Annotated in this window: 21 protein-coding genes and 1 tRNA gene; 19 read left to right on the top strand and 3 right to left on the bottom strand. The window is 34.2% G+C overall.

The window, feature by feature from the left end; all coding sequences use genetic code 11:
• Nucleotides 1–11: 11 nt before the first annotated feature.
• The 14 genes from Q9R40_RS06245 (at nt 12) to yjeM (ending at nt 17,079) form a co-directional block, all read left to right on the top strand.
• Nucleotides 12–383, top strand: a complete 372-nt coding sequence (locus Q9R40_RS06245; RefSeq protein WP_304676942.1) for a ribosome-binding factor A — start codon at nt 12–14, stop codon at nt 381–383.
• Nucleotides 384–428: 45 nt separating this feature from the next.
• Nucleotides 429–1,322 carry a tRNA pseudouridine(55) synthase TruB gene (gene truB / locus Q9R40_RS06240; protein WP_304676939.1) on the top strand — a complete coding sequence of 298 codons (894 nt, stop codon included), beginning with the start codon at nt 429–431 and terminating at the stop codon, nt 1,320–1,322.
• Nucleotides 1,323–1,334: 12 nt separating this feature from the next.
• Nucleotides 1,335–2,273 carry a riboflavin biosynthesis protein RibF gene (gene ribF, locus Q9R40_RS06235; protein WP_304676938.1) on the top strand — a complete coding sequence of 313 codons (939 nt, stop codon included), beginning with the start codon at nt 1,335–1,337 and terminating at the stop codon, nt 2,271–2,273.
• A 259-nt stretch (nt 2,274–2,532) separates the two neighbouring features.
• Complete coding sequence (abc-f, locus tag Q9R40_RS06230) at nt 2,533–4,044, top strand: ribosomal protection-like ABC-F family protein (RefSeq protein WP_304676937.1); 1,512 nt, start codon at nt 2,533–2,535, stop codon at nt 4,042–4,044.
• A 16-nt stretch (nt 4,045–4,060) separates the two neighbouring features.
• Entirely contained in the window at nt 4,061–4,687 is a 627-nt protein-coding gene (locus Q9R40_RS06225; protein ID WP_304676936.1) for a GyrI-like domain-containing protein, read from the top strand.
• A 139-nt stretch (nt 4,688–4,826) separates the two neighbouring features.
• Nucleotides 4,827–5,885, top strand: coding sequence for a heat-inducible transcriptional repressor HrcA (gene hrcA / locus Q9R40_RS06220; protein ID WP_297938460.1), 1,059 nt, complete (start codon nt 4,827–4,829; stop codon nt 5,883–5,885).
• Nucleotides 5,886–5,896: 11 nt separating this feature from the next.
• Nucleotides 5,897–6,475 carry a nucleotide exchange factor GrpE gene (grpE, locus tag Q9R40_RS06215; protein ID WP_304676935.1) on the top strand — a complete coding sequence of 193 codons (579 nt, stop codon included), beginning with the start codon at nt 5,897–5,899 and terminating at the stop codon, nt 6,473–6,475.
• Nucleotides 6,476–6,492: 17 nt separating this feature from the next.
• Nucleotides 6,493–8,340 (top strand): molecular chaperone DnaK, encoded by a 1,848-nt coding sequence (gene dnaK, locus Q9R40_RS06210; protein WP_304676934.1) that lies wholly within the window; start codon nt 6,493–6,495, stop codon nt 8,338–8,340.
• 79 nt (nt 8,341–8,419) lie between these two features.
• Nucleotides 8,420–9,586: a molecular chaperone DnaJ gene (gene dnaJ / locus Q9R40_RS06205; protein ID WP_004897148.1), complete on the top strand. Its 1,167-nt coding sequence runs from the start codon at nt 8,420–8,422 to the stop codon at nt 9,584–9,586.
• A 145-nt stretch (nt 9,587–9,731) separates the two neighbouring features.
• Nucleotides 9,732–11,570 (top strand): translation elongation factor 4, encoded by a 1,839-nt coding sequence (gene lepA, locus Q9R40_RS06200; protein WP_087713086.1) that lies wholly within the window; start codon nt 9,732–9,734, stop codon nt 11,568–11,570.
• A gap of 155 nt (nt 11,571–11,725) precedes the next feature.
• A complete protein-coding gene (locus tag Q9R40_RS06195) occupies nt 11,726–12,415 on the top strand; it encodes a class A sortase (RefSeq protein WP_304676933.1) in 690 nt (229 codons plus the stop codon).
• Nucleotides 12,416–12,514: 99 nt separating this feature from the next.
• A complete protein-coding gene (gene recJ, locus Q9R40_RS06190) occupies nt 12,515–14,785 on the top strand; it encodes a single-stranded-DNA-specific exonuclease RecJ (RefSeq protein WP_304676932.1) in 2,271 nt (756 codons plus the stop codon).
• A 134-nt stretch (nt 14,786–14,919) separates the two neighbouring features.
• Nucleotides 14,920–15,447 carry an adenine phosphoribosyltransferase gene (locus Q9R40_RS06185; RefSeq protein ID WP_297938477.1) on the top strand — a complete coding sequence of 176 codons (528 nt, stop codon included), beginning with the start codon at nt 14,920–14,922 and terminating at the stop codon, nt 15,445–15,447.
• 123 nt (nt 15,448–15,570) lie between these two features.
• Entirely contained in the window at nt 15,571–17,079 is a 1,509-nt protein-coding gene (gene yjeM, locus Q9R40_RS06180; protein ID WP_304676931.1) for a glutamate/gamma-aminobutyrate family transporter YjeM, read from the top strand.
• 52 nt (nt 17,080–17,131) lie between these two features.
• On the opposite strand, the gene cls is transcribed toward yjeM, so the two are convergent.
• Nucleotides 17,132–18,619 carry a cardiolipin synthase gene (gene cls, locus Q9R40_RS06175; protein ID WP_300594350.1) on the bottom strand — a complete coding sequence of 496 codons (1,488 nt, stop codon included), beginning with the start codon at nt 18,617–18,619 and terminating at the stop codon, nt 17,132–17,134.
• Nucleotides 18,620–18,753: 134 nt separating this feature from the next.
• On the opposite strand from cls, the gene Q9R40_RS06170 reads away from it, so the two are divergent.
• The 3 genes from Q9R40_RS06170 to Q9R40_RS06160 all read left to right on the top strand — a co-directional run bounded on the left by Q9R40_RS06170 (nt 18,754) and on the right by Q9R40_RS06160 (nt 21,750).
• On the top strand, nt 18,754–19,710 hold the full coding sequence (locus Q9R40_RS06170) for a thymidylate synthase (RefSeq protein WP_297938485.1): 957 nt from the start codon (nt 18,754–18,756) through the stop codon (nt 19,708–19,710).
• A 17-nt stretch (nt 19,711–19,727) separates the two neighbouring features.
• Entirely contained in the window at nt 19,728–20,231 is a 504-nt protein-coding gene (locus Q9R40_RS06165; RefSeq protein ID WP_304676930.1) for a dihydrofolate reductase, read from the top strand.
• 175 nt (nt 20,232–20,406) lie between these two features.
• On the top strand, nt 20,407–21,750 hold the full coding sequence (locus Q9R40_RS06160; RefSeq protein ID WP_297938490.1) for an SLC45 family MFS transporter: 1,344 nt from the start codon (nt 20,407–20,409) through the stop codon (nt 21,748–21,750).
• A gap of 73 nt (nt 21,751–21,823) precedes the next feature.
• Here Q9R40_RS06160 and Q9R40_RS06155 read toward each other — a convergent pair whose 3' ends face one another.
• Nucleotides 21,824–24,091, bottom strand: a complete 2,268-nt coding sequence (locus tag Q9R40_RS06155; RefSeq protein WP_297938493.1) for an HAD-IC family P-type ATPase — start codon at nt 24,089–24,091, stop codon at nt 21,824–21,826.
• 123 nt (nt 24,092–24,214) lie between these two features.
• On the opposite strand from Q9R40_RS06155, the gene Q9R40_RS06150 reads away from it, so the two are divergent.
• Nucleotides 24,215–25,063 carry a LysR family transcriptional regulator gene (locus Q9R40_RS06150; protein ID WP_300594338.1) on the top strand — a complete coding sequence of 283 codons (849 nt, stop codon included), beginning with the start codon at nt 24,215–24,217 and terminating at the stop codon, nt 25,061–25,063.
• 279 nt (nt 25,064–25,342) lie between these two features.
• Nucleotides 25,343–25,430, top strand: a tRNA-Ser gene (locus Q9R40_RS06145).
• Between the two features lie 110 nt (nt 25,431–25,540).
• On the opposite strand, the gene Q9R40_RS06140 is transcribed toward Q9R40_RS06145, so the two are convergent.
• Nucleotides 25,541–26,716, bottom strand: a complete 1,176-nt coding sequence (locus tag Q9R40_RS06140; RefSeq protein ID WP_304676929.1) for a site-specific integrase — start codon at nt 26,714–26,716, stop codon at nt 25,541–25,543.
• Between the last annotated feature and the right edge of the window lie 42 nt (nt 26,717–26,758).

Raw genomic sequence — 26,758 nt, 5'->3', positions numbered from 1 at the left:
GGAGCTTAATTATGAAACATAGAATTGGTCGTGTAGAAGGCGAAATTTTACGTGAATTGACAAAGATATTACGTAAAAATATTCGTGATCCACGTTTAAATGATGTCACTATCACAGCTGTAGAATGTACAAATGATTTATCATATGCGACTGTTTATTACAGTATGTTGACAGATGATCCAGCAAAGGAAAAAGAAGTAGCTGAAGGACTCGATAAAGCAAAAGGTATGATGCGTCACTTGCTTGGTCAAACTTTAACTGTTTACAAGGTTCCTGAGTTGATTTTTAAGCGTGATACTTCTGTTGCTTACGGCTCTAAGATTGATAAATTAATTAACCAAGTCAAGAAGCAAGATCAAGAACGTGAGAATAAAAATAAATAAATGAAAAAGACGCCGAAAGGCGTCTTTTATTTTTGGAGATTAAATATGCTAAATGGAATTGTAGTAGTAAATAAGCCACGCGGAGTAACAAGTAGTGACTGTGTTTATAAATTACGAAAAATTTTACAAATTAGAAAAATTGGACATGCAGGTACGCTCGATCCAGAAGTAAATGGGGTATTACCAATTGCAATTGGTCAAGCTACAAAGTTGATTGAATTGATGCATGAAAAGCCAAAGTCATATATTGGAAGTGGAATGTTTGGGAGAGCAACTGATAGTTATGATTTAGATGGAACAACCACTGCAGAAGAAAAGATAGTTACTCCATTTACAAGTGATGAAATTATTAGTGGAATGAAGAAACTTACTGGAAAGATTGATCAAGTTCCTCCAATATATTCTGCTGTCCGTGTTAATGGTAAAAGACTTTATGAATATGCTCGAGAAAATATTCCGGTAGAGCGTCCAAAAAGAAAAGTAAGCATCTATAATTATGAATTAACTCAAGATCCAGAATATGATCCACTAGAAAAAACAGAAAGTTTTAATTTCGCCATTCGCTGTTCTAAAGGAACCTATGTAAGGTCTCTAGTAAATGATTTGGGAGAGGAATTGGGAGTTCCGGCTGTGATGACCAGTCTTACTAGAACTAGCAGTTCAGGTTTTGATTTAAGTCAAGCGGTAGAGTTAGAAACTATTGAAAAAGAAATAGAGTATCCTGAAAAATGGCTCCAACCAATTGATAGCTTTTTTGTAGATTTACCCCAGCTTCAAATATCGCCAGATCAATTTAAAAGAGTTTCAAATGGAGCAAGCATTAAATTGAATACCAGTTATGCTAAGGTGGCTTTGGTTTATAATGGACATATAAAGGCTATTTATCAACGACAAGGTAAAATTTATCGTCCTGAAATGATGCTTTTAAAAAATGAATAGTGAGAGTAAAAAATGAAAGTAATAACCTTAGATTATCCTATTTTTGCACCTATCACGACTAAAAAGGTAATCTTAACGCTAGGTTTTTTTGATGGGGTGCATATCGGACATCAAAAACTCATTAAAGATGCCAAGCTCATAGCAGAACAAAAGAACTTACCATTGATGGTAATGACTTTTGATAAACATCCTAAAGAAATTTATAACAACGATCATAAATTTGTCTATTTAGAAACTGAGCGAGAAAAAGAGCATAAAATGGAGAAGTTGGGAGTAGATTACTTAGTCATTATTAAATTTACTAAAGAATTTAGCCAACTTTCACCTCAAGATTTTGTTGATCAGGTGGTAATGAAACTCAAGGCTGATACAGTAGTAGTGGGTTTTGATTATACTTATGGCCCCAAAGATATTGCTAATGTAGAAAATTTTCCTAAGTTTGCTAAAGATAGATTTAAAATTGTAGTGGAGCCAAAACAAGCAATAGATAAAATAAAAGTAGGCTCTACCTATATTAGAAAAGCTATTCAGCATGGAAACGTTGAATTAGCAGCTGAGTTACTTGGCCAGGCTTATGAAACTTCTGGTGTTATTGTTCACGGTTTCAGACGTGGACATAAAATTGGCTTTCCAACTGCTAATCTTGAAATCTCTGACTCTAAAGTTTTACCGGCTGAGGGAGTTTATGCAACTAGAGCAAAGATAAATGGAAAATGGCATGATGCTATGACTAGCGTGGGCTACAATGAAACTTTCAAAACAAATCATGGTTTAACAATTGAAACTAATATTTTTGATTTTAATGAAGAAGCCTATGGTAAGCCGCTCACTTTAGCCTGGTATAAATTTATTCGTAAAAACAAAAAATTTTCTGGCATAGAAGATCTTTCACATCAATTAGATCAGGATAAGCGTGATATTAAACAATATTTTTATAAATTGAAAAACTAATTTTAGGGTTACTTTTATATAATCTATGTGATAGAATATTTCTATCAATTGAAATTTAATATTTGAAAGAAGGTTACGCCCTTGCGTTTTTAATCTTGCAAAATAGCATAGTTGAATTTTAATAATTATTTTTCTTTTATAAGGACAACTGTGCACTTTTGACAAGATTGAACGTAGATGGGATCTTCTTTATTATTGCTTAGCGAGGAGAAAGTCTACACTTGTCAAAAGTGTAGGCTTTTTTCGTGAGGTGATTAATATGAGTAATATTAATATTTCAAATCTTTCTTTTAAATATCCAGATAGCTCAGATAATATATTTAATAATTTAAGTTTAGACTTGGATAGTAGTTGGAAATTAGGTTTAGTAGGAAGAAACGGAAGGGGAAAGACAACCTTCTTAAATCTTTTACGAGGTAATTTAAGGGGAACAGGAAAGATACAAGCTAAACTTGAATTTAACTATTTTCCGCTTACTGTTAATGATAAAAAACAATTAACTTTATATGCGCTGCAAGAACAAGTTTCATTTGAACAGTGGGAGCTTGAGCGTGAATTAAATTTAATGAAAGTTGATCCTGAACTTATTTGGCAGCCTTTTAATTCTTTAAGTGGTGGAGAACAGACTAAGATTTTGTTGGCATTATCCTTTATTAATAAAAATGGTTTTCCTTTAATTGATGAGCCCACTAATCATTTAGATGAAGACTCCAGAATGCAGGTTATAGCCTATTTACAACGACATTCTAATGGCTACATTGTGGTGAGTCACGATCGTGCTTTCTTAAATCAAGTAACAAATCATATCTTAGCAATTGAAAATACCGAAATTCATTTGTATCAGGGAAATTTTGCCAGTTATGAAGATACAAAGACAAAGCGGGATAAATTTAATCAAGGTAAGAATGAAAAACTTCAAGGTCAAATTAGAAGTTTGAACGAAAGTAGAAAGCGAGTAAAAGGATATTCTCTTCAATCAGAAAACAATAAAAAAGCAAGCGCTCATAAAAATGAAATCCATGCATTCATTAATAAGGGATTCTTTAGTCATAAAGCAGCTAAAATAATGAAAAGGTCGAAGAATCTTGAAAGAAGAATGGATAAGAGTATTCAAGATAAAAAAGGCTTAATGACAAATATTGAGTCTATTCCTGAATTGGAAATGAACTTTCATCCCAACTATCATCGAACTCTATTAGAAGCGCAGCATTTAGATCTTACAGTCCAAAATAAGAAATTGTTTGAAGATTTAAATTTAACGATTGAAAATCATGGGATTGTAGCACTAGAAGGAAAAAATGGATCTGGCAAATCTACATTTTTGAAAAATATTTTAAAACCAGACAAAAATATGATTTCTCTAGGAAAGCTTGATATTGTTAATGGCTTGAAGATATCATATTTACCACAAAATTTTATTGAATATTCTGGTACTTTATCTAGATTTGCAGAAAAAGAAAAAATATCTTATGAAAATTTATTAAATGTTCTTAGAAGAATGGGTTTTCCGAGAGAAAGCTTCACCACAAAAATTGAAGAAATGAGTATGGGACAGCAAAAAAGGGTAGCGATTGCCAAATCATTGGTGGAAGAAGCAGATATATATTTATGGGATGAGCCAGCTAATTATTTAGACGTATTTAATCAGAATCAATTAATTAACATGTTAAGAAAAGAACAACCAGCAATGCTATTAATTGAACATGATAAGTATTTTATTAGTCAGGTTACAGATAAACGAATAAAATTAGGAGGTGGAGAAGCTAAATAATTAAAGGGGAGAAAAATTGGTATTTGATCATAAAAAAGAATATAAAGATTTATATTTTCCAAAAAAGAAATCTGAATTAATAACTATTCTTGAAATGAACTATCTAGCAGTTTCAGGAAGTGGTGATCCAAATAAAGAAGATGGAACATATAGAAATACTCTAGAAATGCTGTATAGTGTCGCTTATACCATTAAAATGAGTAAGAAAGGGGAACACAAAATTTCAGGTTATTTTGATTTTGTTGTTCCACCTCTTGAAGGTCTCTGTTGGATGAGAGATTATTTAAAAATCGACTATGCTCATAAAGAAAACTTTTCTTGGATTTCAATGATTCGCTTACCCGACTTTGTTACTTTTAAAGAATTTAATTGGGCAGTTAAAATTGCTAGTGAAAAGAAGAAAAAAGATTTCTCGGAAATAAAATTTTTCAAATATAATGAAAGTCTCTATGTCCAGCAAATGCATATTGGTAGCTATGATGACGAACCGATGACAATTGAAAATATGCATAAATTTGTCGAGTCAAAAAATTATCAAATTGATATAAAAAATCCACGCTATCATCATGAAATATATTTAAGTGATCCGCGAAGAACTAGAGTGGAGCGATTAAAGACTGTAATTAGACTACCAATTAAATAAACTTAGCAAGTACTGAGTAGTTGCTTTTTTGTTAAAAATCAAATTGATTTAGCACTCTGCTTGCACAATTGCTAATATATGGTATTATATAAATTGTTAGCACAGAAGAAAGAAGAGTGCTAATGATGGGGGCGAGAAAATGTTGACTGAACGGCAAGAACTTATTTTAAAGACTATTATTATGGACTTTACTCAGACACATGAGCCAGTAGGTTCCAAGACCGTGATGAATCAACTGCCTGTCAAGGTCTCTAGTGCAACGGTTCGAAATGAAATGGCGGTTTTGGAAGAGAAGGGGTTACTTGAAAAGACACACTCGTCAAGTGGACGAATTCCTTCAACTGCTGGCTATCGATACTACTTGGATCATTTAATTAATCCAGTAAAAATACCAGCATCTATCTATAATCGAATTGTTTACCAGTTAGACCAACCCTTTCAACAAGTTAATGAAATTGTGCAGGAAGCTGCAAAGATTTTATCTGATTTGACTAACTACACAGCTTTTGCAGCAGGACCTGAAACGCATTCTGTAAAAGTTACAGGTTTTAGAATTGTTCCTATATCTAGTCATCAAGTGATGGCCATTTTAGTAACTGATGATGGCAATGTAAAGAATCAAATTTATACTTTGCCTCATCATACTAATGGGGAAGAAATTGAAAAAGCTGTTCGATTGATTAATGATCAATTAGTTGGAAAATCACTCAGTTCAATTAATGAAGTATTACTCAAGCGTATTGCTGATCATCTTATTGCTCGTGGATCTGCACCAGAAATATTGGATCTCTTACAAGATGTCATTAAAGATGCGGCTAGTGAGCAAATGTATGTTGATGGTCAAATTAATCTTTTGAGTAATTATGAAAATGATGATTTAACCAAGATAAAATCACTGTATAAGTTAATTGATCAAAATGATGCACTTTCAAGTTTAATTGGTTTTAATCCTGAAGATGAACTGAAAAATGATTCTAGTTCTAAGGTTCAGGTTAAATTGGGTTCAGAATTACCATCCGATTTACTTGAAAATTACAGCTTATTAACTGCACAATATAGTGTTGGTAAATATGGTAAAGGAACAATTGCACTACTAGGGCCAACAAACATGCCATACTCGCAGATGATCGGATTACTCGAGTATTTTAGGAATGAACTAGCAAAGAAATTGTTAGATTATTATGGTAGATTTAAGTAAGGAGGTTAGCTGTGAGTAAAGAAGAGTTTCCGCATGAAAAAGATTTAAAGGACGAGGTGACCCCAGATAAGGCACCAAAAAAAGATCCAAAAGCAGCTCCGAAAGAGAAAGTTAAGGAAAATCCAGCAGAGAATTATGAAAAAGAAATTGCTGAATTAACTGCTAAAAATAAGGATCTTGAAGATAAATACTTACGTAGTGAAGCTGAGATTCAAAATATGCAAGCACGCTATGCGAAAGAACGTGCTCAGTTAATAAAATATGAATCTCAAAGCTTAGCTAAAGAAGTTTTGCCTGCAATGGATAACTTAGAGCGAGCATTAGCCGTTAAGGCTGATGATGAAGCTGCTAAGCAACTTCAAAAGGGCGTTCAGATGACTCTTGATTCATTAGTTAAATCAATGAAAGATCAAGGAATTACTGAAATTAAGGCCGAAGGTGAAACTTTTGATCCTTCTCTTCATCAGGCTGTTCAAACTGTAGCGGCAGAAAATGATGAACAAAAGGATCGCGTAGTTAAAGTTTTACAAAAAGGATATCAATATAAAGATAGAACATTAAGACCAGCAATGGTTGTAGTGGCTCAATAAGAAAGGAAGTTCTATATATGTCAAAAGTTATTGGTATTGACTTAGGTACGACAAACTCTGCTGTTGCCGTACTTGAAGGTAAAGAACCTAAAATTATTACTAACCCAGAAGGTAACCGTACAACTCCTTCTGTAGTTGCTTTTAAAAATGGTGAAATCCAAGTTGGAGAAGTAGCTAAGCGTCAAGCAATCACTAACCCTAACACTATTGTTTCGATCAAGAGTCATATGGGTGAAGAGGGCTACAAAGTTAAAGTTGGCGATAAGGAATACACTCCACAAGAAATTTCAGCTTTTATTTTGCAATACATTAAGAAGTTCTCTGAAGACTATTTGGGTGAAAAAGTAACTGACGCAGTTATTACTGTTCCTGCTTATTTCAACGACGCACAACGTCAAGCTACTAAAGATGCTGGTAAAATTGCTGGTTTAAATGTTCAAAGAATTATCAACGAACCAACTGCTTCAGCTTTAGCATATGGTCTTGATAAAGATGAAAATGATGAAAAAGTATTAGTATACGACCTTGGTGGTGGTACTTTCGATGTTTCTATCTTGCAATTAGGTGATGGAGTCTTCCAAGTATTATCAACTAATGGTGATACTCACCTTGGTGGTGACGACTTTGACCAAAGAATTATGGATTGGTTAATCCAAAACTTTAAGGAAGAAAATGGTGTTGACTTATCTAAGGATAAGATGGCATTACAACGTTTAAAGGATGCTGCAGAAAAGGCTAAGAAAGACTTATCTGGTGTTTCCTCAACTCACATTTCACTTCCATTTATTTCTGCCGGAGAAGCTGGTCCACTTCACCTTGAAGCTGATTTAACTCGTGCTAAGTTTGATGAATTAACTGATGATTTAGTTCAAAAGACTAAGGTAGCATTTGACAATGCTTTAAGTGATGCAGGTTTGACTGTAAATGATATTGATAAAGTTATTTTAAACGGTGGTTCAACTCGTATTCCTGCAGTTCAAAAGGCTGTTAAGGATTGGGCTGGAAAAGAACCTGACCACTCAATTAACCCAGATGAAGCTGTTGCTTTAGGTGCAGCCATTCAAGGTGGTGTTATCTCAGGTGATGTTAAGGACATTGTCTTACTTGATGTTACTCCATTATCACTTGGTATTGAAACTATGGGTGGTGTCTTCACTAAGTTAATTGACAGAAACACTACCATTCCAACTTCAAAGAGCCAAATCTTCTCAACTGCGGCTGATAATCAACCAGCAGTAGATGTTCATGTTTTACAAGGTGAACGTCCAATGGCAGCTGATGACAAGACTTTAGGACGCTTTGAATTGACTGACATTCCACCAGCACCACGTGGTGTTCCACAAATTCAAGTTACTTTCGATATCGATAAGAACGGTATTGTAAATGTATCGGCTAAAGATATGGGTACTGGTAAGGAACAAAAGATTACCATTAAGAGTTCTTCTGGTTTATCAGATGAAGAAATCAAGAAGATGCAAAAGGATGCTGAAGAGCATGCTGAAGAAGATAAAAAGCGTAAGGAAGAAGTTGATTTACGTAACGAAGTAGATCAATTAATCTTTACTACTGAAAAGACTTTAAAGGAAACTGAGGGTAAAGTTCCTGAAACTGAAACTAAGAATGTTCAAGATGCTTTAGATGCTTTGAAGAAGGCTCAAAAAGACAACAACTTGGATGAAATGAAAGAAAAGAAAGAAGCTTTATCAAAGGCTGCTCAAGATTTAGCTGTTAAGCTTTACCAACAAAATGGTGGTGCTCAAGGTCCACAAAATGGTGGTCAACCAAACAATGATAATGGCTCAGACAACGGTCAAGGTGGTTCAACTGTTGATGGAGACTTTCATAAGGTAGACCCTGATAAGTAAAAAGTTTTATAATTAAATCAAACAAGAAAAGAACTGCGTGATTGTAGTTCTTTTCTTTTATGAATAAAGGAGTTTTCAGATGGCACAACGTGATTATTATGATGTGCTGGGTGTTGATAAAAATGCTAGTGAAAGTGATATTAGTAAGGCATATCGCAAACTAGCAAAAAAATATCACCCAGACTTAAACCATGAACCTGGTGCTGAAGAAAAATACAAGGAAGTAAATGAAGCATATGAGGTTCTCCATGATAAACAGAAAAGAGCTCAGTATGACCAATTTGGCCAAGCAGGTGTAAATGGTCAAGGTGGTTTTGGTGGTCAAGGCTTTGGCGGTTTTGGCGGCCAAGGTGGATACTCATCTCAAGGCTTTGGTGATTTTGGCGATATTTTCGGTGATATCTTTGGTTCAGCATTTGGTGGAGGTAGAAGTCGTGTAGATCCAACTGCACCGCAAAAAGGACAAGATTTAGATTATACGATGACCATTGATTTTATGGATGCAATCAAAGGAAAAAAGACAGATATTACCTATACTAGAAGTGAAGTCTGCCCTACCTGTGATGGCTCTGGTGCTGAAAAAGGTACTCATCCAATTACATGTGATAAATGTCATGGAAGTGGAGTAATGACTGTAACCCGTCAAACACCCCTTGGCGTTATTCAACAACAAACTACGTGTGACAAGTGTGGAGGGCGTGGAACAATCATTGAACATCCATGTCAAACTTGCCATGGTCAGGGTACAGTTGATAAAAAACAAACTCTTCAAGTTACTGTTCCAGCGGGTATTGATAATGGACAACAGATTCGCTTAAGTGGTCAAGGCGAAGCCGGAAAGAATGGTGGTCCTTACGGAGACCTGTACATTGTATTTAGAGTCAAACCAAGCAAAGAATTTAGAAGAAATGGGACAACTATTTATACGGAAGCTCCAATTTCATTTGCTCAAGCAGCTTTAGGAGATAAAATTCGTGTAAATACAGTTCATGGTCCAGTTGATTTAACTATTCCAGCAGGAACTCAACCTAATACTAACTTTAAATTGCGTGGTCAAGGTGTACCAAAGATAAATGGTACAGGCAATGGAGACCAAGAAGTAACAGTTAAAGTAGTTATTCCAAAGAAGATTAATGATAAGCAGAAGGAAGCTTTGGTTGATTACGTTAAAGCTGGTGGCGGTAATATTTCCCCACAAGAAAAGAATTTCTTTGAACGTTTAAAAGATAAATTAAACGGAGAATAAAAGTGAAAACGTATATCTCTATAAGTGGTGAGATATGCGTTTTATTTTTGTTGTAATAAATAATTGCTTTTAGAAAATGTTGCATTAAGAATTTTATCTACTCGTAGGCCTTTGATATAATTAATAAAGCGAAAAGGGTGAGAACATGGATATAAAAAAATTACAAGATTATCAAAAACATATTCGAAATTTTTCAATTGTTGCCCATATTGATCATGGAAAATCAACGATTGCGGATCGTATTTTGGAATTAACAGATACGGTTTCTGAACGTCAAATGAAAAATCAATTACTTGACGATATGCCGCTAGAACGACAACGTGGTATAACTATTAAGCTGAATTCTGTAGAGGTAAAATACCATGCTAAAGATGGTGAAACATATATCTTTCACTTAATTGATACGCCAGGGCACGTAGACTTTTCATACGAAGTTTCAAGATCTTTAGCGGCCTGTGAGGGCGCACTGTTAGTAGTAGATGCCACTCAAGGTGTACAAGCACAAACTTTGGCTAATACTTATTTAGCTATTGATGATGACTTGGAAATCTTACCAGTTATTAATAAAATCGATTTACCATCAGCAGATCCAGAGATGTGTAAAAACGAAATTGAAGAGATGATAGGTCTTGATGCTTCAGATGCAGTAGAAGTTTCAGGAAAAACAGGTCAAGGCATCCCTGAATTGCTGGAAGAAATTGTGAAAAAAGTACCTGCACCTGATGGTGACCTTAATGCTCCATTGAAAGCTTTGATTTTTGATTCAAAATATGATGATTATCGCGGAGTTGTTTTATCAGTTCGAATTGAAGAGGGAACTGTTAAACCCGGCGATAAAATTCGCATTATGAATACTGGAAAAGAGTTTGAAGTAACAGAAGTAGGTGTTTCAAGCCCACATCCCGTTAAAAAAGATATGCTTATTGCCGGAGATGTAGGATATTTAACTGCTAACATCAAGTCGGTTCGTGAAACTCGTGTTGGTGATACTATTACTAGTGCTGAAAATCCGACTGAAAAGCCACTTCCTGGTTATCGTCAAATTCCACCAATGGTATACTCTGGTATGTATCCAGTTGATAATCAAAAGTATGATGATTTAAAAGAAGCACTTCAAAAGTTACAATTGAATGATGCTGCCTTAGAATTTGAACCTGAAACATCTCAAGCACTAGGCTTTGGTTTTCGGTGTGGATTTTTAGGCTTGCTTCATATGGATGTTGTTCAAGAACGACTCGAGCAAGAATTTGGCATGGATTTAATTATGACTGCACCAAGTGTAGACTATCATGCTATTATGAACGACGGATCAACTAAATTGATTGATAACCCAGCTGATTTACCTGATGCTGGTGAGTATAAGGAAGTTCAAGAACCTTATGTTAAAGCAGAAATTATGGTGCCGAATGATTTTGTAGGACCAGTAATGGAATTATGTCAGCGAAAACGTGGCGAATTTGTAACTATGGATTACTTAGATAAATATCGAGTAAATGTTATTTACAATATGCCACTAGCTGAAATTATTTATGATTTTTTTGATGAATTAAAATCTTCAACTAAGGGCTATGCATCCCTTGATTATGAAATAACTGGTTATCGTGCAACAGACTTAGTTAAAATTGACATGCTTCTTAATAAAGAGCCTATTGATGCTCTCAGCTTTATTGCACACCGTGAAGAAGCACAAAATCGTGCTCGTCAAATGACAACAATGTTGAAAAAATTGATTCCACGTCAAAACTTTGAAGTTGATATTCAAGGTGCCATTGGAGCAAAAATTATTTCTCGTGCAACAATTAAGCCATATCGTAAAGATGTTACTTGGAAGATTCATACAGGTGACCCTGATCGACGTGCAAAATTACTCGAGAAACAGCGTCGTGGTAAAAAGAGAATGAAAGCAGTAGGTAGAGTAGAAGTGCCTCAAGATGCATTTATGGCTGTCTTAAAAATGAACGATGACGACATCAAAGGTAAGTAAATAATGTGACTTTATAGACGTACCAAGGGTTTTGGTGCGTCTTTTTTGTTAAAAATATAAATTTACGTAAAGTCTATCGCTAAGGTAATTGATATTCTTTTTCTAAATTTGTGTTAGAATTTATAACAGTATCAATTAATTAAGGAATAGAAAAAATGGCACAGACAAAGAAAAATAATTCCAAGAAAACTTGGATAATTAGAATTGCTGCAATTATTTTATTAATCATCGGATTAGGGATGATTTTCAATAGTCAGATTCGAGATATGATGGTTAGACAAAATCAAACGACTGCCTTAAAGAAGTTAAATAAAGAAACTGTTAAAAAGAATCAAAAGAAAAAAGGAATGTTTGATTTTTCTAAGGTAGAGGAAATCGACTTTGGTCAAGTAACAAAATCGCGTGTCAATAATACAGCGAATGCGATTGGTGCGATTGCGGTTCCCAGTGTAAACATGTACTTACCAATTATGAAAGGATTAAGCGATGATGCGATGTCCACTGGTGGGGGAACGATGAGACCTGACCAAGTGATGGGAAAAGGCAACTATCCTTTAGCGGGACACTATATGACTGCCAAGGGAGTATTATTTTCACCACTAGAAAGCACCAAAATAGGCGAAAAAGTATATTTGACTAATCTAGATAAAATTTATGTTTATCGAATATATATGAAAAAAATTGTCGATCCAACAGCAGTTTGGCTAGTTGATAATACTAAGAAAAATATTGTTACTTTAATTACTTGTGCTGATGGTGGAGTTAATCGCTGGGCAATTAGAGGAAAATTAATTTCGGAAAAACCAGCAACAGACAAAAACCTTCAAGTTTTCAAACTTAAATAAAGGGATTTACTTCTTAAATGAAAGGAAGTAAATCCTTTTTAACTTTTGCTATAATAGAAACTTAGATGTTTATAAATGATTTAGGTGAACAAGAAAATAATGAAATGGCAACAAAGACAAGCAAATGATTTAGATCAAGAATTAATTGAGGATTATGGCTTAACGGATATTCAAGCTAAGCTTTTTGCTTTAAGGGGAATAAATACTGCAGAAAAATTGGATTTTTGGTTAAATGCAGACGAAAATGATTTAGCAGATCCCTTTTTGATGCATGATATGAAAAAGACAATTGATCGAATTAATCTAGCGATTGATAATGGCGAGAAAATAACAATCTATGGCGATTATGATGCTGATGGGATTACAGCAACAAGTATCATGATGGATACGTTAGAAATTTTGGGTGCCGATGTTCATTTTTTTATTCCAGATAGATTTAAAGATGGTTATGGACCAAACATGACGCGCTATCAAGAGATAGTAGAGGATGGAACTAAGTTAATCATTACTGTTGACAATGGTGTAACTGGTGTTGAAGAAATAAAGTACGCTCAAGAACATGGTGTCGATGTAATTTTAACTGATCATCATACTTTTCAAGATCAAAAACCAGCAGCCTTCAGTACAGTTCACTGTAATTATCCCGGCCAGAAATATCCATTTGATGATTATTGTGGCGCAGGGGTTGCCTATAGAATTTGCCGTGCATTAATGCAGGATACGATGCCTGAGTTGTTAGATTTAGCCATGATTGGAACAATTGGCGATATGGTAAAAGTTACTGGTGAAGGCCATATTGTTGTTAAACGGGGATTAGATATTCTGAACCAAACTGAACGACCAGGCTTACGCGCTCTAATTAAACAAGCGGGTCTAACTATGGGACAAATTACGGCAACAGATGTTGGCTTTAATATTGCACCAAGATTAAATGCTGTGGGACGTTTAGCAAATGCTAGTTTGGCCGTGGAATTACTTTTAAGCGATGATGAGGAACAAGCTGAAAAAATAGCCACTAAGATTGAAGAATTAAATAATGAGAGAAAAGAACTTACAACTACAGTTTATGAAGATTGCCTAGCTCAAGTTGAAAACAATGGATGGCAGCATCGAAATACTTTAGTTATTTATAATCCTGATTTTCATGAAGGTGTCTTAGGTCTTGTAGCGAATAAAGTGGTCGAAAAATTGCATAAACCTACTCTTGTCCTTACTAAGGATGAGTCAGGTGAGCTAAAGGGATCTGGTCGATCAAGCGAAGGTTTTAATTTGTTTAATGCTTTAGAGCCACTGAAGGATGACCTTTTAGATAAATTTGGTGGTCATGATTTTGCTTGTGGCTTATCTTTAAAAGCCGACAAGCTTGAAGAATTACGAGTACGCTTTGAGGATAGTTTTAAACCAAGTACCGATCTTGAGGTAAAAGATTTTGACTTTGAATTAAATTTAAAAGAGATAACACCTGATACCGTAGCTGAGATAAATCTAGTTGGTCCATTTGGGACAGGTAATCCGGAACCGATTTTTAGTATTAGTGAACCGCATATTAAGAGCCTGTTTAAAATGGGAAAAGATAAAAATCATGTAAAGTTTACAGCAGAAAAAAATGCGGGGAAGCTTACAGTTGTTGGGTTTAATAAGGGATTTTTAAATCAAACATTACTTCCTTTTATTAAAGAACTTTACATTACTCTCTCTCTTAATAGTTGGAAAAATATTTCTAACGTTCAAGGGATGCTAGCTGGAATTGAATATGGCGCTCCCAAATTAGCTGTCTTTGATCAAGTAATTGATATGCGTCAAGAAGACTATGTGATGGGATTTGCTGATAAGTATTTGATTTTTGATAAAAAGATTATTCCATGGGCGAGAAATGGATTGGGTATTCCAGAAGAAAAGATTAGGCTAGCAAAAGATTATAATGGAAATTCTGAAGTGGTTGCTTTACTAGATACACCACGTAATCAAATGGAGTTAAATATCGCTTTGGAGAAAAAATATCAACAGCTCTATTTACGCTTTTTATTTGATCAATTACCAATCAATACGTTGCCAAGTAGAGATGTTTTTGGTACAACTTTAAAATATATTTATGCGCATCCAAACCTAAGTCTTGATGATTATCAGGCTGTATCTTCTTATCTTGGCTTAGATTATCAGTCTGTTTTATTTATTTTACGTGTATTTTTTGAATTGAACTTTGTCTCATTCACTGATGGAAAAATTATCGGTAATAAAAATCCTGAAAGTAAAAAACTAACTGCTTCGAAATATTTCAACAGTGTATCATCCCAGATAAAATTTACTAATCAGTTAAGAACGATGCCATCAAACCAATTGATTAATTATGTTAAGCAATATTTGAAGTGATCATTACTAGTTATAAATTGTTAAAAAGTTCGGTTTAAGCCTGATTTTAAAGCAAAAATTTGGTAGAATATACAAGTCAAAGACCGCTCGGTCTAATTTTTCAATGAGAGTCTAAAATGGAGGTTTCTCTTTAAATGGCAATTGATTTTAAAGAACACATTGCAAGTGTACAGGATTTTCCAAATAAGGGGATCGTCTTTCGCGATATTACCCCAATTTTACAAGATGGGAAATTATATCGCGCTGCTACTCATGAATTAGCTGATTATGCTAAAAGTCGTGGAGCAGAAGTAATTGTTGGACCAGAAGCCCGTGGATTTATTGTTGGCTGTCCTGTTGCAACAGAATTAGGAGTTGGTTTTGTACCAGCTCGTAAGCCTCATAAGTTGCCACGCGAAGTAGAAAGTGCTTCTTATGATTTAGAATATGGTTCTAATGTCTTAGAAATGCATAAAGATGCAATTAAGCCAGGTCAAAAAGTTGTAATCTGTGATGACTTGATGGCAACTGCTGGTACTCTTCACGCAACTAAGGAATTAATCGAAAACTTAGGTGGAGAAGTAGTAGGGGCAGCATTTTATATTGAATTAACTGATCTTAAGGGAAGAGAACAATTCCCAGATTTAGATATATATTCTCTCGTGAAGTACCACGATGCTTAATTCTTTAAAGGAGCTCAATCGAGTTCCTTTTTATTTTGCTTCTTTTTAATCTCTTTTGTATTAATTTAACAAAAAGCGCATAATAGTTATGTTTGTATGAAAGAGGGAGTGTTTTAGTTTTTTATGAAAAAAGACAAATCAGTCAAAATTGGACTAAAGAGTCTAGTTTTGATGATCTTTTCAGCTATTTTTGGCTTTAGTAATTCTTTGACAGCCTATTACCAAATGGGTTATGCAAGTATTGTGTGGTATATCATAACCGCAATTTTATTCTTTTTACCATCAGCTTTAATTTTTGCCGAATATGGTGCAGCTTTTAAAGGGGTTAAGGGGGGAATTTTTTCTTGGCTTAAAGGCTCAGTTAGTGAAAAAACAGCCTTTATCGGTACTTTTATTTGGTTAGCTGCTTGGGTAGTTTGGCTTGTATCATCGACACAGTTTTTCTTAGTATCAGTCTCAACAGCAATTTCGGGTCATGATACTACTCAAAGCTGGCACTTTTTAAATTTGACATCAACACAACTTTTAGGAATTTTAGAAGTAGTATTCTTAGTAGTCGTAACATTTTTTGCTGCTAAAGGTGTTGATAAGATTGCAGCTGTAAGTAACGTTGGAGGCTTTTTTACTTTAGCCATTACAATTGGTTTTACTTTGGTATCAATTTTAGTATTCTTTTTGAATCATGGAAAGTTAGCAGAACCTTTAACAGTTCAATCACTAGTTCATTCACCTAATCCGGCTTTCCAATCTCCAATTGCCATTGTGTCTTTCATTGTTTATGCTTTGTTTGCTTATGGTGGGTTAGAGACATCTGCTGGTGTAATTGATTCAGTAGATAAACCTGAAAAAACGTTTCCTAAGGCTTTAATTACTGCAATGATTTGGATGACGGCTCTATATGTTTTAAATATTTTGATGTGTGGGGTAGCTGCTAATTGGAGTAGTCAGTTAAGTGGCAAGAATGTTGATTTGGCTAATGTTGAATATGTTTTAATTAACAATTTGGGAGTTGAAACTGGTAAAGCATTTGGATTATCTCATTCCGCATCATTAGCTCTCGGATCCACTTTTTCCCGTTTTGCTGGATTAGCTGACGTTTTGGCAGGGATTTCAGCAGCATTTTTAATGGTTTATTCACCTGTTAAGTCATTTATTGAAGGCTGTGATCCAAAACTTTTACCTAAATCCTTGGTTAAATTAAATCGACACGGAATGCCAGAGCGTTCAATGTGGCTTCAAGCTGTTATTGTTAGTGTTATTATTTTATTTATTTCCTTTGGTGGTAACGCAGCAGGTCAATTCTATACTATTTTAATGGATATGATGAATGTTTCTTCATCAGCCCCATACTTATTCCTGATTGGTGCATATCCATTCTTTAAGATGAAAAAAGATATTGATCGTCCATTTATCTTTATTGAGGGCAAAAAACGTGTGTGGGCTGTAACAATTGTTGTTGGGCTAGTAGTAGCAATAGGAATTGTCTTTACTTGTATTGAGCCATTATTTACTGGAGATTATGCAACTTCATTCTGGACTGCTATTGGACCTGTAGCATTTGGTATTATTGCTTGGATATATTATTCATATCAAGAAAGAAAATCTGTTACTGTAATTGATGAAGAAGAATAAATAAGAAAAAGAGGCATACTCAGCTAAAAAAGCTAAGTATGTCTCTTTCTTTTTATAAAATTGGTGATAGCAATCTTGAAAAGTATTGTTTAAATTTACGCCAATGAGATTGCTTTTCAAAGTATTCTTTTGTGAGTAAAGTCGATTCTTTTAAATCTTCTTCAAAAATTTCTTTTATTTCCTTGGCGAGAGCGGAACTATAGGTAAAAGCATTTACTTCAAAGTTTAGTTGATAGCTACGGAAATCTTGATTTGCGGATCCAACTGAAGCGATATTAGATCCACTAACAATAGTTTTCGCATGAATAAAACCATTATCATATTTGTAAACTTTAACCCCCTGATTAACTAGGTATTTTGCATAGTATTCAGTTGCCCGGTAGACAAAGGGGTGATCTGGCATAGAGGGAATCATAATTCGTACGTCAACTCCACTTTTTGCTGCAATGATTAAAGCTTCTAAGATTGAATCACCCGGGATTAAGTAAGGAGTTTGAATGTAGACGTAATTTTCTGCCTGAGCAATTATTTCTTCATAAGCTCGCCGAATACCAAAATGACTATTGTCTGGTCCGGAGGAAACAATTTGCATTGGCACCAAGTCTTTAGATTGAACTACTTTTAATTCAAATGTTTCTACTAAGCTGTCAATATTATATTTCGGAAGGTGAGATCTACGACAGCTGGTATTCCAATCCATCGCAAAACGAATTTCCATTAATAGGGCAGCTTGTCCTACTACGCGTAGGTGTGTATCACGCCAGTGTCCAAACTTTTTACTTCGATCAATGTATTGATCACCAATATTGAAGCCGCCAATGTATCCAATTTCATTATCGATGATTACCAATTTTCTGTGTAAATGATAATTAGCACGAGGAGTAGTAAAAAGACGGTTTCCAGCTGTTGAAATGAAAGGTTGAGCTTCTCCACCTAGTTGACGAAGTTTTTTAAAAAAAGATGGTCGTGTACCACGAGAGCCGCTTGCATCATATAAAACTCTAACTTTAACGCCTCGACTGGCTGCTTTTTCTAAAGATTGTAAGACCTGATTTCCTAATTGATCATCATAAAATGTATAAAATTCTACATTAATGGTTCTCTTTGCTTCATCAATATTTTTTATAAGATTTGGAAATAAAACTTGTCCGTCGATAAAAGTCTCGACTTCATTATTAAAAGTTAAAAGTGCATCATCATTATTTAGATTCAGTTCTACTAAGCGTCTTGCACGTGGATTCTGGGCTTTACTTGGTAGTAAGTCATGGATTCTTAATAGCCTATTTTGTTCATTAAGAAAATGGTCTCGAATTTTTTTCTGTTCAGTTTCAATTGAGAAGATATCATCATGTGATAATTGTCGACCAGTAAATAAATATAAAACAAACCCAACATAAGGGAAGATAGACAAAATCAAGAGCCATGCCCAAGTAGAAGCAATATCACGATGACTACGAAAAACTGTCCAAATTGCTAGACCAACATTAATTAACCAAAGGATTTCGATTATTCTTCTAATTATATCCCAAGTTAAAATCATTATAATTCCCCCAAAGTTTATAATATATAATTCTACCATATCACTGAATGCACAAAATATAGTGTTTGTATTTACCAAGATACAAAATATATGGTATTTTAAGATGAAGATGCGGAATAGAAAGAAGAAATAAAATGGCAACTTTAGAGCAACCATATTTAGATTTACTAAGCAGGATAATGAGTGAAGGGCACGACAAGGAAGATAGAACCGGAACAGGGACTAGAAGCTTATTTGGAGCCCAAATGAGATTTGATTTAACTGATGGTTTTCCTATTTTAACTACTAAAAAAATACCTTTTGGACTTATTAAGAGCGAATTGTTATGGTTTTTACGAGGAGATACTAATATTCGCTTTTTGCTAGAACACAATAACCATATTTGGGATGAATGGGCTTTTAAAAACTGGGTAGAGAGTAATGAGTATCAGGGGCCAGATATGACTAATTTTGGCCTAAGAAGTCAACAAGACCCAGAATTTAAAAGGATATATCAAGAAGAAATGCAAAAGTTTGATCAAAAAGTCCTGGAAGATCAAACTTTTGCAGAAAAATATGGAAATTTGGGAGATGTCTATGGCGCTCAATGGAGACATTGGCAGAAGCGTGAAGGTGGCTTTATTGATCAAATTCAAAATGTAATTGATCAAATTAAGAAAACACCTTATTCTCGTCGCTTAATTGTTAGCGCATGGAATCCAGAAGATGTACCAACATCCGCTTTGCCTCCATGTCATGTCTTGTTTCAGTTTTATGTTAATGACGGGCGTTTAAGTTTACAGCTGTATCAAAGATCAGGTGACATGTTTTTAGGTGTACCGTTTAATATTGCGAGTTATGCTTTACTAGTGAATTTAATCGCGCGTGAAACTGGTTTAAAGCCGGGTGAATTTATTCATACCTTAGGGGATGCTCATATTTATAAAAATCACTTTAACCAAGTTAAAGAATTACTGAGTCGATCTGCATATGACGCTCCTATGCTTTGGCTAAATCCGGATAAAAAATTAGTACAGGATTTTGAAATGAAAGATATCAAGTTAATTAATTACCGGCATCATGGCACTATTAAGGCACCGGTAGCCGTTTAAATGTTGAGGAAAGAACAATGATTAGATTTATTTGGGCAGAAGATGAAGATGGACGTATTGGTTACCAGGGTGCTTTGCCCTGGCATTTGCCCGCTGATTTAAAACATTTTAAAAAGCTGACTAGTAATCATATTATCGTTATGGGACGAAAAACATTTGATAGTTTTCCAGGATTACTTCCTAAAAGAAAACATATCGTCCTTTCTACTAATCCAATTTTGCAACGTAGATATCAAGATAATTCACGAGTTAAAGTTTTTTCACAAATTAAACAGTTGAAAAATTGGATCGAAGATCACACTGAAGAAACAATTGATATTATTGGGGGTGCTGAAGTTTTTAAAGAATTTAAGGATGAGGTAGATATTCTTGAAAAGACAAAAATTCACCATATATTTAAGTGTGATACATGGATGCCGGAACTAAAGTATGAAGACTTTAAATTAGTAAATTCCGAAAGTCATCATCCAGATGAAAATAATAAATTTGATTACGACTTTTTAGAATATAAAAGAATATAAGAAGATTTACTTATATAAATTTAGAAATGCTGATAGTTATTACTTTTTTGTAATGGTATCAGCATTTTTATGTATTTAGTTACCGGTAACAATTAATCTTGTATTGAAAGCATTTTCACTCTTGCTTAATATAAAATTATTGAAAGCGCTTAGCTAAAAAGTGAGGGAGAAAATTATGGATGAAAATAACAACGTATCTGGATTACCAGAACTTGCAAAAAGTGTGATCTGGATGATTAATTTTGGTTACTTAGGTATTCAAATTGCTTTTACTCTTGAAACATCACAAATGAGTCGAATTTTTCAAACCTTAGGAGCTGATCCAACGAAGTTAGGGTGGTTCTTTATTTTACCGCCTTTGGCTGGGTTAGTGGTACAGCCAGCTATTGGATCATTCTCTGACCGAACTTGGGCTCCAAAACTTGGTGGAAGAAGATTACCTTACTTGTTAATTGGGATGATCTTTGCAGTGATTATGATGTTATTTTTACCAAACATTGGGAGTTTAGGCTTAGGATATGGCTCTATTGAAGCATTAGTATTTGGAGCTATTGCAATTGCAATTTTAGATGTAGCAGCAAATATGGCTATGCAACCATTTAAAATGATGATTGGTGATATGGTTAATGATGAGCAAAAATCATATGCATATGGTATCCAAAGTATGCTTTCAAACTCAGGTGCAGTAATTGCAGCATTTTTCCCATTTCTATTAACGGTTTTAGGAGTTGCTAACACTGCTAAAAAGGGTATAGTACCTCAATCAGTTGTAATTTCATTTTATGTAGGAGCTGCAATACTTGTCATTACAAGTTTGTTAACCGTAACAAAAGTTCATGAATATGATCCAAAAACTTATGCTCGTTATCATGGTATTAAAGAAGAAGATAACAAAGAAGGTGGAAACTGGTTTGGACTGTTAAAAAAGGCACCTAAAGTTTTCTGGCAAGTTTCATTAGTACAATTATTTTGTTGGTTTTCATTCCAATATTTATCAACTTATGCTACAGGTGCAATTGCAGAAAATGTTTGGAAAGTAACCGACCCATCTTCGGCTGGTTATCAATTAGCCGGAAACTGGTTTGGGGTTTTAACAGCTGTTCAATCAATTGCCGCAGTGATATGGTCATATGTTTTGGCAAAGGTGCCAAATGACCATCATAAGTTTGGATATGGTATTAGTTTATTGTTAGGAGCAATAGGATATGGTTCTATCTTCTTTGTCCATTCTCAAAATATTTTGATTGTGTCATTTATTTTAATTGGAATTTCTTGGGCAGCTATGAACACTTATCCCCTAACTATGGTTTCTAATGCCTTATCCGGCAAACACATGGGGACGTATTTAGGTTTATTTAATTGTTCCATTTGCTTACCTCAAATAATTGCTTCATTATTAAGTTTTATACTATTTCCACTAATGAATTATTCAATGCCAGCAATGATGTTGACTGCAGGAATTTCGGGTATTTTAGCAGCAGTTTGTGTGCTGTTTATTAAGGAAACTTATAAAAACTAAAGCTTATTAAAAATAGGTTACTCTGATAAACATATCAAAGTAACCTATTTTTCTATGGATTTAGTATATTTTATTACTTGTTTTTCATAATTGGTTGATAGAATAAATCAATTATAATTGCTGCAACTAAGGCCACAATTATGGTTAAGGCAAGATTTGCAAAGCTAATTTGAGTCATAGCTAAACCAAATAATGCTAAAGCAAAAGTTAACAAGACATCAATAATTTGAACTATAGCAACTGATTTTGATGGGGCTGACTGCCAGAAAAATTTTCTAGTTCTAGTAATTAATACAATCAACATTGCACTTAAAACTAGATAGACATAAACCATCGTAGAAACAGTTCCTTGAGCATAGTTTTGGGATACAAGGTACCAAACAAAGCTGAAACCAATTGCGGTCCATCCTGCAGCAAGAGAGAAAGCGATCTTAGCTAATTTAAGCATATTCCAACTTTCAGGTTTATAGGTAATATGCGTATTATCTGTTCCGATCATCATAGTTACCATGTTATTCATAATGGTATAAATTACCATTGCATTTAATGCCATTGGAATATAGTTAAAGCATAAGTAACCAAATGTTAAAAGCATTGTTAGTTCGGCAGTCCGAGATAATTTGGTCAATGACCAGGTTGTCATTCTTTGATAAACTCGATGACCAGCGTCCAGAATTTTAACAATAGGGGTTAAACCATCTTCTAAAAGGACCATCTTACCACTTCGTTTAGCAACGTCAGCAGCATTTGAAACGGCAATTCCAACTTCAGCTTGCTTTAATGCAGGAGCATCATTAACTCCGTCACCAGTCATCCCCACAATATAGCCATCTTTTTGGAATAGTTTAACCATTTTAAGCTTATCTTCTGGTAAAACATCAGCAATTCCGGCTAAATCATTAATATCAGTTTTATCATTGAAATCATGGATTGAAATAACTTTTCCTTTTAAACCAACCTCTTTAGCCACGGCTTCAGCAGTTCTACGGTTATCTCCAGTCAACATAATTGGTTTGATTCCACGCTTTTTAAGCTCTTCTAAAGCTTTCTTTGAATCTGACCTAACTTTATCACGTAAAATAAATATTCCGGCAAGTTTGTCATTAATTAGAACTGCAACTGAACGACCAGCAGTGAAATCAATATTTTTAACTTCCTTATCAGCATTTTTATCTATTAAAGAAAGTTGTTTAAAAGAACCTAACTTAATATTGTAGCTGCCAACGGTAGCCATTGAATATCCAGTATCAGATGTGAAGGGGATAAATTTTTCTGGAGTATCAGGGGTAATGCCTTTTTCTTTAAGATATTCATCTATTGCAGAATCGATGATACTTGGACTACGTTTATCAGTAGCTGCCCCAACTAGAGCAAGAACTTTCTTATTTGAAAGACTGCTTAGATTATCCCATTGAGAGACAGCTGTCTTGTTTTCAGTAATTGTTCCAGTTTTATCAAGTAGCAGTAAGTTTAAGTTGGCAGCATCTTGAATACCTGTTAAGTCTGATGTTAAGACACCTTCTTTACTTAGCCGAGTTGCCTCAAAAGAATTAGATAATGCAAAGGTAGATGGCATAGCAACCGGAATAGAGGCAATAAACATCATCGCTAAGAAAGGCAACATCTCAATGACATTCTGTCCACGAATCAATGCCGCAATTACTAAAATTAGAGTTAATACACCGTCTAAGAGACATAGGTAATAGATGATTTTGGTTAACAATTGTTGCAAGTGACCAGGAGCAGCAGAATTGTTGATTAGATTAATAGTTTTTCCGGAACGGGAATTGCTTCCTGTTGCAGTTACTATTGCTAAGGCATCTCCATCCACTACGGTAGTTCCGGCATAGGCAGTAGCACCAACAGATTTTTTAATGGCTTTTGATTCGCCAGTAATTGAGCTTTCATCCACTGTAATCTGTCCTTGAGCAATTTTTACGTCCGCCGCTAAAACATCTCCACGTTTTAAGCTAATTAAGTCTCCGACAACTAAGAATTTTGAATTTATTTGTTTCCATTTCCCACTTCTTTTTACAGACACTGTTGGCGTTAACTCATGAGAAATTGTATTTAAAACTCTACGAGATTTTTTCTTTTGAGTCGCTCCATTAAATGCGGCAAATAAAAGCATTAATAAAACAAATAGCGACTGGATCCATTTACCTAAAATACATTCTAATAGTAAGGCTGCTTCCAAAATCCAGGCTGATAAGTTCCACAATTTGGACATAAATTCTTTAAAGAAATTAAATTCAGGTTCGGGAACTTCATTTAGACCATCTTTTTTAAGACGCTCTTCTGCCTGGGCATCGGTTAACCCTTGCAGTTCTTTATTTTCCATAAAAATCCTCCGTTAATTCTCTATTTTCTTAAAATATTTTAGCGCAGTTCTTGTTATTAAGAAAATATCAAATTAAGATAGGAGATATTAAAAATATAGATAATAATTTAAAAGGTATTAATAATGAATATTAAACAATTAAAATATTTTTTAGTGGTTGCTGAAGAACGGCAGATTACGTCTGCTGCTAAAAAGTTATATATTGCTCAGCCTCCTTTAAGTTATCAGTTAAAACAATTAGAAAAAGAAGTAGGAGTACAGCTTTTTGTTAGAACTGCTCATGGGATAGAATTGACAGAAGAAGGAAAAGTATTTCAAAAATATGCTGAAAAAATTGTTGCTCTGAGTATATCTGCTAAAAGCCAAATCCACCAAATTAAAGAGGGTGAATTAGGAAAAATTAGAATCGGGGTCATTTCTTCTTGTGGTGGAGTTGTCCCAAACGAGCAATTTAAAAAATTAGTAAAATACTATCCTAATGTATCCTTTGAAATACATGAAGCAAATACTTTTGGCATTGTTGAACAACTACAAGACGGAATATTAGATTTGGGAATAGTGCGGACACCTTTTAATCTTGAAGGACTAAATTTTAAAGACTTTCACCAAGAACCAATGGTGGCAGTGACAAGAGAAGGTTTTTTTGAAAGAGAAGAAATTAAACATCTTAACGAATTAAAAGATAGTCCGATAATTTTATATCGAAGATTTCAAGAAATATTTAATCGTAGTTTTCGGCATCAGGGAATAAGGCCGTTCTATTCAGTAACTTGTGATGATGCAAGAACAGCAATTCACTGGGCCGATGAAGGTTTAGGGATAGCTTTAGTTCCGGAATCGATTGCCCTTACTTATGCCAAAAGTAAGCTTATCCCAGTAAAGCATACTAATTGGATTACACATTTAAATTTAGTATGGCGTAAAGATAGAGAGGTAACACCACTAATGGAAAAGATTATTGAAATGTTTTAAATTAAAAAGCCAACCAACGTGGCTGGCTAAAAAATCTAATTATGTTTAATAATCTTATAGTTTAGATAACGCTCAACAGCCTGACGCATTAACTTAGTTTTGCGGGGCTTGTAAATAATGATCTTTGCCATAATACGAGTCCTTTCATTATCAACTGATATAGTTTTAAGATACAGAAAAACTATGAAAGAATGATGACTTTTTAAAGATTAATTTTAGAATTAAATATTTTGTATTTACCATTTATTTTTTAATTGCTATAATAAAAACGTCGTAATTGGAGAGTTGGCAGAGTGGTAATGCACCGGACTCGAAATCCGGCGAACCGGCTTATACCGGCGCGCAGGTTCAAATCCTGTACTCTCCTTATTTGATTAAAAGAATGTTGATATAGCAACGTTTAGAACAATAAAAATACTAGAATGGTAACATTTTGGTAACATAAAGAAAAAATGCATCCGGAAGGGTGCATTTTCTTTATATATTTAATTGTTTTAATGCATTAACTGCATCTTCTTTATTTTTATTATTTACATGCGTATAAATATCTAAAGTCATTTGGATATTTTCATGACCAAGCAGCATTTGAACAGTTTTAGGTTTTACATTAGTTTCCGCAATAAGTAGTGTTGCAAAAGTATGTCTAAAGCCATGAACTGTTATATGACGTAAATCAGGTTGTGGTTCTTTTAAGTTCTGTGTGTTTGCATACTTAACTTTTTCTTCATGATCCTTAGCATAAATTGATTTGAGCCATTGATCTGGTTTACTCATTTTTAAATACGTTCCTTTAATTGTGTGAAAGAGCTTGTTAGAGATTATTTTTTGCTTTTGCTTATAATCTATCAAAACTTCTTTTAAACTGTCTGAGATGGGTAAAATACGCTTAGATTTAGGTGATTTAGGTGGCTGGATAATTGTTTTATTGTCTAAACCATATGCCAAGGTTTTATTTACGGATAAAGTACCTGCTTTTAAATCAATATCTTGCCAAGTTAAAGCTAATGCTTCGGATTTTCTAAGGCCAGTAGCAGAAAGTAGCTTGAAGTAAGTATATTGAACTAATCCATACTCTTTGGCCACTTCAAGAAATTGATTTAGTTCATCTCGTGTATAAACATTATGTTCAGTATCTCTACGTGGTCGAGATGTCTTTTTAGGGATAATGATCCGCTTTAAAGGATTTTCAGACACATAGTTTAACCGAATACCATATTCAAAAAGAGCATTAAATTCATTAATAGCATCCCTATATTTAACAATTTGTTTTGCTTTCCTATCAGCCCACTTTTGTAATTCAGCTACTGTAATCTTGTCAACGTATTGATTACCAAAATCCGGAATAACATGGTTATCAAAGACTTGTTTATTTTTATTCGCAGTAGATTCTTTTACCTGAGTCTTATAGTTTTCAAACCATAGATCACGTAATTTAGAAACTTTAATCTGTTTTTGTTTTACAAAATTATCTGGTTTAGTTTGAGATAATTTGTTGAATACTGTTTCTGCTTCAGCATAGGTTTTAAAACCACGCCGATGAACTTGTACTCGGTCACCATTGCTGTTTTGACCCAGTGAAATAACAAATTCATATCGTTTCTTTCCAGATTTTAATTTATAGTCTTTAATACTAGAATTTTTTCTTTTTGGCATTCTATATCACCTCATATTTTGCTAAAATAGGGTAGATGAAAA

Origin of the sequence: uncultured Lactobacillus sp. (assembly GCF_948948975.1) — a bacterium.
In the GTDB taxonomy this organism is placed as follows: Bacteria; Bacillota; Bacilli; order Lactobacillales; family Lactobacillaceae; genus Lactobacillus.
The sequence above is the reverse complement of the archived record's forward strand: the minus strand, read 5'-3'. Positions and strand labels throughout refer to the sequence as shown.

What these genes read in the sequence shown, in the direction of transcription:
- Q9R40_RS06160 (WP_297938490.1), top strand. Translation starts at nt 20,407, where the DNA reads ATGGATGAAAATAACAACGTATCTGGATTACCAGAACTTGCAAAAAGT.
- Q9R40_RS06155 (WP_297938493.1), bottom strand. Translation starts at nt 24,091, where the DNA reads ATGGAAAATAAAGAACTGCAAGGGTTAACCGATGCCCAGGCAGAAGAG.
- lepA (WP_087713086.1), top strand. Translation starts at nt 9,732, where the DNA reads ATGGATATAAAAAAATTACAAGATTATCAAAAACATATTCGAAATTTT.
- Q9R40_RS06185 (WP_297938477.1), top strand. Translation starts at nt 14,920, where the DNA reads ATGGCAATTGATTTTAAAGAACACATTGCAAGTGTACAGGATTTTCCA.
- yjeM (WP_304676931.1), top strand. Translation starts at nt 15,571, where the DNA reads ATGAAAAAAGACAAATCAGTCAAAATTGGACTAAAGAGTCTAGTTTTG.
- Q9R40_RS06140 (WP_304676929.1), bottom strand. Translation starts at nt 26,716, where the DNA reads ATGCCAAAAAGAAAAAATTCTAGTATTAAAGACTATAAATTAAAATCT.
- Q9R40_RS06150 (WP_300594338.1), top strand. Translation starts at nt 24,215, where the DNA reads ATGAATATTAAACAATTAAAATATTTTTTAGTGGTTGCTGAAGAACGG.
- Q9R40_RS06165 (WP_304676930.1), top strand. Translation starts at nt 19,728, where the DNA reads ATGATTAGATTTATTTGGGCAGAAGATGAAGATGGACGTATTGGTTAC.
- Q9R40_RS06195 (WP_304676933.1), top strand. Translation starts at nt 11,726, where the DNA reads ATGGCACAGACAAAGAAAAATAATTCCAAGAAAACTTGGATAATTAGA.
- ribF (WP_304676938.1), top strand. Translation starts at nt 1,335, where the DNA reads ATGAAAGTAATAACCTTAGATTATCCTATTTTTGCACCTATCACGACT.
- cls (WP_300594350.1), bottom strand. Translation starts at nt 18,619, where the DNA reads ATGATTTTAACTTGGGATATAATTAGAAGAATAATCGAAATCCTTTGG.
- Q9R40_RS06245 (WP_304676942.1), top strand. Translation starts at nt 12, where the DNA reads ATGAAACATAGAATTGGTCGTGTAGAAGGCGAAATTTTACGTGAATTG.
- abc-f (WP_304676937.1), top strand. Translation starts at nt 2,533, where the DNA reads ATGAGTAATATTAATATTTCAAATCTTTCTTTTAAATATCCAGATAGC.
- dnaJ (WP_004897148.1), top strand. Translation starts at nt 8,420, where the DNA reads ATGGCACAACGTGATTATTATGATGTGCTGGGTGTTGATAAAAATGCT.
- truB (WP_304676939.1), top strand. Translation starts at nt 429, where the DNA reads ATGCTAAATGGAATTGTAGTAGTAAATAAGCCACGCGGAGTAACAAGT.
- Q9R40_RS06170 (WP_297938485.1), top strand. Translation starts at nt 18,754, where the DNA reads ATGGCAACTTTAGAGCAACCATATTTAGATTTACTAAGCAGGATAATG.
- hrcA (WP_297938460.1), top strand. Translation starts at nt 4,827, where the DNA reads ATGTTGACTGAACGGCAAGAACTTATTTTAAAGACTATTATTATGGAC.
- dnaK (WP_304676934.1), top strand. Translation starts at nt 6,493, where the DNA reads ATGTCAAAAGTTATTGGTATTGACTTAGGTACGACAAACTCTGCTGTT.
- recJ (WP_304676932.1), top strand. Translation starts at nt 12,515, where the DNA reads ATGAAATGGCAACAAAGACAAGCAAATGATTTAGATCAAGAATTAATT.